7 protein-coding genes are annotated in these 6,950 nt (G+C 49.4%); 4 read left to right on the top strand and 3 right to left on the bottom strand.

Annotated features, from left to right (window positions below; translation table 11 throughout):
* Positions 1-299 precede the first annotated feature (299 nt).
* On the bottom strand, positions 300-1,460 hold the full coding sequence (locus ACFQNF_RS16145; RefSeq protein ID WP_380188955.1) for an iron-containing alcohol dehydrogenase: 1,161 nt from the start codon (positions 1,458-1,460) through the stop codon (positions 300-302).
* Between the two features lie 187 nt (positions 1,461-1,647).
* On the opposite strand from ACFQNF_RS16145, the gene ACFQNF_RS16140 reads away from it, so the two are divergent.
* Both ACFQNF_RS16140 and ACFQNF_RS16135 read left to right on the top strand, forming a co-directional pair.
* Positions 1,648-2,058, top strand: coding sequence for a nuclear transport factor 2 family protein (locus ACFQNF_RS16140; RefSeq protein ID WP_380188954.1), 411 nt, complete (start codon positions 1,648-1,650; stop codon positions 2,056-2,058).
* 58 nt (positions 2,059-2,116) lie between these two features.
* A complete protein-coding gene (locus ACFQNF_RS16135; RefSeq protein WP_380188953.1) occupies positions 2,117-2,506 on the top strand; it encodes a hypothetical protein in 390 nt (129 codons plus the stop codon).
* Between the two features lie 193 nt (positions 2,507-2,699).
* On the opposite strand, the gene ACFQNF_RS16130 is transcribed toward ACFQNF_RS16135, so the two are convergent.
* Positions 2,700-3,161 (bottom strand): hypothetical protein, encoded by a 462-nt coding sequence (locus ACFQNF_RS16130; RefSeq protein ID WP_380188952.1) that lies wholly within the window; start codon positions 3,159-3,161, stop codon positions 2,700-2,702.
* 74 nt (positions 3,162-3,235) lie between these two features.
* On the bottom strand, positions 3,236-5,596 hold the full coding sequence (locus ACFQNF_RS16125) for a protein kinase domain-containing protein (RefSeq protein WP_380188951.1): 2,361 nt from the start codon (positions 5,594-5,596) through the stop codon (positions 3,236-3,238).
* A 67-nt stretch (positions 5,597-5,663) separates the two neighbouring features.
* Here ACFQNF_RS16125 and pnuC point away from each other — a divergent pair, with 67 nt between their 5' ends.
* Complete coding sequence (gene pnuC, locus ACFQNF_RS16120; RefSeq protein ID WP_380188950.1) at positions 5,664-6,233, top strand: nicotinamide riboside transporter PnuC; 570 nt, start codon at positions 5,664-5,666, stop codon at positions 6,231-6,233.
* Positions 6,230-6,754, top strand: a complete 525-nt coding sequence (locus tag ACFQNF_RS16115; protein ID WP_380188949.1) for an AAA family ATPase — start codon at positions 6,230-6,232, stop codon at positions 6,752-6,754. The genes pnuC and ACFQNF_RS16115 overlap by 4 nt, the downstream gene beginning before the upstream one ends.
* Positions 6,755-6,950 lie beyond the last annotated feature (196 nt).

The following is a 6,950-nucleotide window of genomic DNA, read 5'->3' as shown; positions in this document are numbered from 1 at the left end:
ATTCCACGGCATCACGTACTCCAGTTGTGCGTATCACAAACCAGAGAAGTGTTACCTATGTCCTTGGACGAATGTGTTACCTATGAGTGTGAACCTTACCCTACCCACCTATTTCGCGGGTTGCACCCGCCCTAAGCAAAACTTTCCATTCTGTTGATAGGATTGGTGTTACGCCACTTTTAAAACCCGTAAGCTCCACAGAGAAAAACCATCTAATCGTTGGTTTTCTTTGTGGAGCCCTATGTTCTCTGCGCCCCCTGTGGTTCAAGATTTAACTCTGCGTCGCATCAATTTCCCATCTACCCTGCCATCCGCACAATTGCCATGCAATCTGCCAGTGTCAGCTTACCGCGCTCCCCAAGAGGGAAAGCCTTGTGCTTGGGTAATAAATCGCCAACGGCCAGCGCCACTTCATCGGCATTTAAGCCATAAGCAGCCAGATGCGTAGGCAAGCCCATACGCTCAAAGAAATCGACCGTGGCATCAATGGCCGCATGAGCTACTTCACTATCGCTGCCTGCCAATCCCCACACCCGGCGGCCATATTGGGCGAGTTTGAGTAATTTATCGTCAAAGCAATAGCGCAGTAAGCTCGGCAGCACCACGGCCAGTGTTTGGGCATGATCCATATCATAAAGCGTGGTCAGCTCATGGCCGATGGCGTGGCTAACCCAATCCTGCGGCTGCCCAACGCCTACCAAGCCAAACAGCGCCTGATTGGCACACCACATATAGTTAGCGCGGGCGTCGATATCGTCAGGATTTGCCAGCGTAATCGGCCCTAGCTCGATCAAGGTCGATAAAATGCCCTCGGCCAATCGATCTTGTAAACGCGCCTCGGCGGGAAAGGTGAGGTATTGCTCGGTAGTATGAATAAAAGCATCAACCACGCCATTACTAATCTGCCGCGCTGGCAAGCTAAGCGTCAGGGCAGGATCGAGCACGGCACATCGCGGGAAAACCAAGGCGTTTTTAAACGACATTTTATCTTGTGTGGCACGCCGGGAAATCACCGAGGCAAAATTACTCTCAGCCCCTGTGGCGGGTAAGGTCAGCACCACGGCAATCGGCAAAGCACGCTTGATCGGGGTGCGATTACCCACAATCAGCCAGGGATCAATCTCTTCATCCAAGAGCGCTGCGGCCGCAATAAATTTAGCCCCATCAATCACCGAGCCACCGCCCACCGCCAATATCCAATCTACCTTGGCAGCTTTGGCTTCTGCAACAGCAAGCATCAGCGTTTCGTACTCTGGATTGGCTTCAATGCCTGCAAACTCCAGCACTGCATGCTGAGACAAAGCAGCCATCACCTGCTGATAAGCGCCATTTTGCTTAATACTACCGCCTCCATAAACTAGGAGCACACGACTAGCTGCAGGAATCTCTGCCGCCAATTGCGCTACCTGCCCCTGCCCGAAATGAATGCGCGTCGGCGCGTAAAAACTAAAATTTTGCATAAACACCCCCAAAGCCAAGCACAAAGCTTACACCCACTCACGGGCTAAGGGCGAAGGAATACACAGATGTCGCAAGGTGAGCATAGGCCTGTACTGCGTAAAGCAATCATTTTCATTACAATAGCATCAGCGCAACATTTACAGATCTAAGCTATAGCCTCAAAGCTAAAGACCCTTGGAGCCTTTCATGACACAGAGCGTTGCCAACCTCATCCGCGAAACAGAGCACGCCCGATTATCGGCACTGGTTCAGGGCCATATCGAAACCGCCAGCGCCCTACACGCGCCGGATTTTCAGCTTATTACCCCGATTGGCGACACATTGAGCAAAGCCCAGTATTTAGGGGCAATTGCGGCAGGGCATATTAAGTATTTAAGTTGGGAGCCTGCCACCATCGAGGTGCGCGTATTTGGCTCTGCCGCCATCATCCGCTATCGCTCAAGCCTTTCCGTGATCTTTGGTGGCTATACCGTGCCGCCCGCTCAATATTGGCATACCGATTTTTACGAGATGCGCGATGATATCTGGCAAGTGGTCTGGTCTCAGGCCACCGAGATTCGGCCTGTCAGCTCACGAGGCGAGGTACTCACGGCCTGAAAGATGACGCCTCCCCCCAAGCTGAGTAAACTGCGCAGCTCAAAACTGGGAGTTAAGTATGTCGCTCAAAGCCACGTGGTATCAGGACAAGCTAAAGAAAAAAGCCAAACGCGGCTTCCAAGGCTATCCAATCGCAACCGTTACTTTTTATGGGCCGAACGATCAACTGGCGAACAAAGTATCTGTAGGGATCATTCAGGAAGAAGACGGCGAAGTGACTGCGCTGGAACGCTGGCTGGATGAGGATGGTGATATTCGTAAAAATGGGCCTGTTATTGCTGAAGTCTTGGCGTTTATTACTAAACACGGTACGTTTTCAGTGATTTCACCCGAGCGCATTTTAGGCTGTCCACACGAAGAAGGCAGCGATTACCCTATTGGCGAGAAATGCCCTAAGTGCGCTTATTGGGCGAATCGAGATCGATTTACAGGCAAATTGATTGCTTAATTGAGATATAGGGAGGCACAAAGCCAATCCTATCAACTTAAGAAAAATCCGAGGGCCATGATATTTTTGTAGCTTGGGTTAGTTAGTTTATTCGCCTATTTAAGGACGGATAAACCAGCATAACCCAACCTACGAACGCCCCTAACGTTGATGGGATTTAGCACAAAGCGTGCCGTCCTAAAAAGCTCAAAAATTACATGAAATTTAACCCGTCTTGACAACGCTGCACTTGATAAGTCTCTTGAGAAAAACCCCGCTCAGTCATGCACCTATCAAAATAGAGCCCTTCAGCATTTTCTTTCGAACGTTGATTTAATTCTTCTCTATCTTCGGCCAAACAATGCTCATAAAGTGTGGCCCGATAGGCTATTGATCGAGGGCTATCATTATCTAGTACCTTACCTGAGCGAGAAACAAAGGTCATTTGTGCCTTGCTGTATATCTCGGTACAAAGTTGTTCTTGTGTGTGTAAGTGATATTTTTTAGCCTCTTGTCTGGCAAGCAACATTACAGCACTCTGGCATCGCATCTCTGCTTTTGCTAAAGGCTCATTTGCATTCTTTGTTGCCCAGCGTGTCTCGTTAACCGTCGTTTGATAACTACAGCATGCTGACAACATAAAAACAATACCCGCAAGTAATAAATATTTGTACATACTCTTCCGAAGAATGAAGTTTTGATAGTAAAGAACTGCTTTACATTATGGCAGATAAGGTTATACCGCCCCTTTTACAATCCCATCTGCTTTTGCCTGATCGCCAACAGCGCTTGATTCCTCAGCGTTTTAAGCAGGTTTAATTCTTTACCTGCTATTTTTAAATCCCCAGCCTTGGTTTTATCGGCATAAAGCAGGCCGATGGTGCGTTTTTCTAAGACCAGTGGAAAAATAATAAAGGTTTGCGATGCCAGTGCGCTGCGATACCAGCTGGGAACCCGGGATTTAATCGATTCCACATTGATATCTTCGATAAAAATATCAGCGTTTCTTTCCATTGCCACCTGAAATACATCCACTGCTTTATCTAGGCTAATTTGAAAGCGTGGAATAATGTCGCCAATATCAGCACCAAATCCAAAACGCCCTACAATTTGGTTTTTCTTTGGATCACGCGTAGCAATTAATACATGCTCGAAACCCATGCTGCGATACATGGTTTCTAAAATGATTCTGAGTAAATCATTTAATTTAAATGAAGTCACCAAGGTATTAGTAATATCCTGCACCCCTGCCGCAAGTGATTCTGCGGCAGGCACCAAGGCTTCATCGGGCGGCACGACTTCTGATTCCAAATCAAACTGCCGAGTATGCAATTGGGCTCTGTCCATGGTATCGGCTACTTGCGGTGCATTGGCTTTTTCACTTAATACACCGGTTAATACGCGCAGTTGATTGGCAAAATCACTCTGCCGCGTATCCACACCCAAAATACCTAGATAGCTTAAATACATTTGCGCCGCTTCTTTTAATAAATCACCCAATTCACGTGCACTCCAGGCATAGGCGGGCTTTAGTCTTTTTTCCATCTCAATTAATGCCCGCCCGGCATCGGGTTTGGACATTTGCGCAAGGGGCACTAAATCGGCCCCCAAGTTGGCAAATAAGCGTAAGCGCTCAGTTTGATTTTGCGGCGGTTTAATTACCCCTTCTGGCAAATGACGCATGCTGGCAATAATACGCTCAGGAAAATTCCAGCTTTGCGCCACGCCTATGCCTAATTCTCTAAAGCTTAAACCAAGCACTTGCACCGAGGCGATATCTTCATTACTTCCTGCTTGCAGCCGTTTATTAATTTCAATATTTTCTTCATGGAAATAATACACCGTGAGTAATTTACCCAGCGCGGTAAACATGCCACAGATCAGGCCTTCTTCCACATCGCGTGCACCGCTTTTTTTACCCAACTCCCGCGATAAAATGCCACCAAAAAATGCGCTCAATACGGCATCCCTCAATGCCGAGGCCTGCGCCTTATTATGCATATGCTCAAATAACAGCAGGGTAATCGCTAAATTACGAATCGCATCAAAGCCCAAAATCACAATTGCTCTGGAAATCGTACTGATCGTGCCACCAAAATGGCCATAACTGGCAGAGTTTACAATTCGCAATAATTTATTGGTCAGCGAGAAGTCTTGCAAAATCACTTCGGATAACACTTGCAAGCGCTCGGCATCGCCCTCGCTAATTTTATTAATCGCCGTTACAGCTTGCGATAAGGCAGGGAAATCCGCCGTATGCCGCATTCGCCTCAGCAAGAAATCCAGCGTGCTATTGCCGCTGCCCTCGCCGCCTTCCTGCACGTGCTGGCCGCCCAGCCATTCACGCAGCGCCAGCAGCATAGAATGCGCATCGTTATAGCGCTCTTGCGGATTTTTGAACAGCGCCACCATCACTAAATGATCGAGCTTCTCGTCCACACATTCTTTTAAGCTGGAAGGCGGCACAAAAGGCTCGTTAGCCACGCGGTGCAAAATGGTATAAACCGATTCGCCCTCGGCAGCGGGCCGGCCGGTTAGCATCTGATACAGTGTCATGCCCACTGCAAATACATCCGCCTCGGCATCCACCGGCAGATTTTGCATCATTTCGGGCGCCATATAGCCCGCAGTGCCAATCATCTCGCCCGGCTCTTTGCTGCCCCGTTTGGCGGCAATCCCAAAATCCATCAGCCGGGGACGATCTTGCTCGTCGAGCATCACATTGTGCGGCTTGATATCGCGGTGAATCAGCCCTTGGCTATGCGCATAGGCCAGCCCCTCAAGCACGCCGCAAATGATTTCTACCGCACGCACAGGCTGCATCGCGCCTTTGGTATCTAAACATTGCGCCAGTGTCTGGCCTTTTACATATTCAAAGATCAAACAAGGATGGCCATTGCTGACCAATGTATCGTGAAGCGCCACGATATTGGGGTGCTGCAGTTGGCTGACCACTTTGGCCTCATGTGTGCACTCTACCGAATGACTGTGCAACACCTTAATCGCCACCAGCCGATCCAACTGCGTATCATTCGCAAGAAACACCAAGCCCTGCGCACCCTGCCCTAGCTCCTTGACGACTTTAAACCGGCCACCTCCAAATTCTTTCATAACGACGCTTTCCTTTTTCTTCTTAGCAATATAGCCTTAGCGCGCTTAAATCAGGAACCTATTGTCTGTGTCTATATTAGAAATCATTGGTTTTATCGCTTCCTTACTAGGAATCTGGCTTGCAACACGTAGCCATGTGCTCACCTGGCACCTGCAACTGATCGCCAGCTTACTGTATGTATGGCTGTTTTTTGATGCAAAGCTGTTTGGCGAAAGCCTGCTGCAATTTGTCTACGCCGCACTTGCTATTTATGGCTGGTGGATGTGGAAGCGTAGCGCAGCGGATCACTCGCTGCCGATCAGCAAACTCAGCCGCCGCGAATGGCTACTGATTAATGGCGGCGGCCTGCTACTCACCCTGCTTGTCACCCGCTTTCAAGTACAGTTTTTACCCACCGATCTGCCCCTGCTTGATTCAGGCATCTTTGTATTTGGCTTGATCGCCCAATGGATGCAAGCACGCAAAAAAATCGAAAACTGGCCGTACTGGATTGTCCTCGATCTGATTGCCTCCGGCGTTTACGCCTATAAAGGCCTGCACCTGACCGCCGTGCTCTACGTCATCCTGACCGCACTGGCCATCTCAGGCTGGATAAGCTGGCGCAAAGAGATCGCAAAAGAGACTGCCAGCGCATGAAAATCGCCATCGTCGGCCCAGAATCCTGCGGCAAATCCACCCTGGCGCAAGATCTGTCCACAGCGCTCAATGCGCCGTGGGTGGCCGAGTACGTGCGCGAATATTTTGCGCAAAAAGGCAGCAATGATTACCAGCTAAGCGACATCATCGCCATCGCCCGGGGCCAGCTTACCGCCGAGGCGGCTCACAATGCCCCGCTACTGATCTGCGACACCACCGCACTCGTGTGCAAAATATGGGCCGAAGTGCGCTACGGCCACTGCCCCGCTGCACTCAGCGCCCTCTACCGCCCCCAAGACTACAGACTCCACCTACTCACCCGCCCGGATCTTCCTTGGGAGCCAGACCCCCTGCGCGAAAACCCAAACGACAGAGATTATCTATTTGATCTTTACAAAGCAGATTTAAAAGCCAGCGGGGCAAATTATGTAGTGGTGGAAGGGGCAAGGGAGGAGCGATTAGCGATGGCGATGGAGGCAGTTTTAAAATTGGCTTTACAAACAAATCCCCCTTCTTGCTAAATACCGCTTTGTGTAATCAACAACAAAAATGAACCTGATTATGTCTCTTGCTCAGACAGGCTCCCACACTTGCATGGCCCCGCTTAAGTTAGGTACGTGTGGAATAAGGGCGCACCACCTCAAAACCAATTAAACCATCTGAGGTAGCAATCTCATACAGACCGCTAAATCAAGGGTTCCAGAGCAAGAGACATAA

The organism is Iodobacter arcticus, from assembly GCF_042664895.1.
GTDB classification, from domain to species: Bacteria; Pseudomonadota; Gammaproteobacteria; order Burkholderiales; family Chitinibacteraceae; genus Iodobacter; species Iodobacter arcticus.
This window is presented reverse-complemented; position numbering and strand designations above follow the sequence as displayed.

Bases quoted from the DNA above. Each gene is read 5' to 3' on its own strand.
- ACFQNF_RS16115 (WP_380188949.1), top strand. From the start codon at position 6,230: ATGAAAATCGCCATCGTCGGCCCAGAATCCTGCGGCAAATCCACCCTG.
- ACFQNF_RS16135 (WP_380188953.1), top strand. From the start codon at position 2,117: ATGTCGCTCAAAGCCACGTGGTATCAGGACAAGCTAAAGAAAAAAGCC.
- ACFQNF_RS16140 (WP_380188954.1), top strand. From the start codon at position 1,648: ATGACACAGAGCGTTGCCAACCTCATCCGCGAAACAGAGCACGCCCGA.
- ACFQNF_RS16125 (WP_380188951.1), bottom strand. From the start codon at position 5,596: ATGAAAGAATTTGGAGGTGGCCGGTTTAAAGTCGTCAAGGAGCTAGGG.
- ACFQNF_RS16130 (WP_380188952.1), bottom strand. From the start codon at position 3,161: ATGTACAAATATTTATTACTTGCGGGTATTGTTTTTATGTTGTCAGCA.
- ACFQNF_RS16145 (WP_380188955.1), bottom strand. From the start codon at position 1,460: ATGCAAAATTTTAGTTTTTACGCGCCGACGCGCATTCATTTCGGGCAG.